1 protein-coding gene is annotated in these 1,085 nt (G+C 41.9%); it reads left to right on the top strand.

Going from position 1 to position 1,085, the window contains the following annotated elements:
* Positions 1 to 117 precede the first annotated feature (117 nt).
* On the top strand, positions 118 to 1,085 hold a 968-nt coding region (locus KDK19_RS12115; protein ID WP_257292063.1), incomplete at its 3' end, for a hypothetical protein.

Below are 1,085 nucleotides of genomic sequence, written 5' to 3'. Positions count from 1 at the left end.
ATTGATGAGCTGAATCGATTAAGATCCATTGCCACCTTTGATGACGTTAAAACCTACATTCTGGATGGTCACCATCAACAAGGATTCCGGCCACCTGAACAGCAGCAGTTAGCCGCAGTGCATCAGGAAAAGGAAGTCTGTCAATTGCTGCATGAGGCCAATTTTATCTTGCATGGCCCGAGTGGTTTGATAGCACCGCTGGCAAACAGCAAAGGTGAATTTGCCAGCAAAACGGTGGGTGTTAGTGAATATGAAACCAAAAGCGGAGATTATAGTGAAACAGGCCGTCATGGAATAGAAGAGATTGATATGGGCTTTAGCTGTCAGCGTTTATACCTGATGGAAAATACATACCCTGACACGGTATTCAAGGACGATTTACTGCGTAAGTATTGCGCTAACCCACTGAGCAAAAGCAGTGATGGGAATGACCAGAGCGTATTTTATTTTGTCTATGGACATGATGAATATTTTCTTGCTCAGGCGCTGAGAGTTCTGGTGCTGATGGAAGGAGACAACGACAGAGATGTGGTGTTAGTCAGCTCTCGGCAGCTTAATCCGGGCTACTTCAGCAAGCATTTCCCCGAACAGCAGCCGGACTTTTTTCCCTATAAGTCAGTTAATTTATTTAAAATCAACAGTGATGATAAAAAAGATGTGATCATGACTTTCCAAAATCCCGTTGGTCAGAAGGAAAAAAATGTAAACATTATTATCCCTGATCGAATAGTAGATAGTGACTTTGATCTTTTACAACAAAGTTCTGTAATCAATTGGAGTTCCGGTGATATCAGCATCTCCGATGTTCTTGCCAAAGGAAAAATCCCAATCATTGAGCAATATAAAAAATGGTATCTATTTAAGGAAGTGGTGATAACAATGGAAAAATTTTGTGCAATTCCGGGAAATGAGCAATATGCTCTTTTGATAGCCCCTTGGAAAACGGCTAGTGCGAACTTACCTGATAACACCGTGGGTTCTCTTAAGAACAACCCAGATAAGAGAGTCTCATTGCAACAACTGCTTGGTGCGCAATGGCAAGCGTTCGAACGTGACTTCACGGATTGGTTAAAAAAGAACAATCA

Source organism: Endozoicomonas sp. ONNA1 (assembly GCF_024606325.1).
In the GTDB taxonomy this organism is placed as follows: domain Bacteria; phylum Pseudomonadota; class Gammaproteobacteria; order Pseudomonadales; family Endozoicomonadaceae; genus Endozoicomonas_A.
Note: the sequence above shows the minus strand (reverse complement) of the source record. Positions and strands in the feature narration are given on the sequence as shown.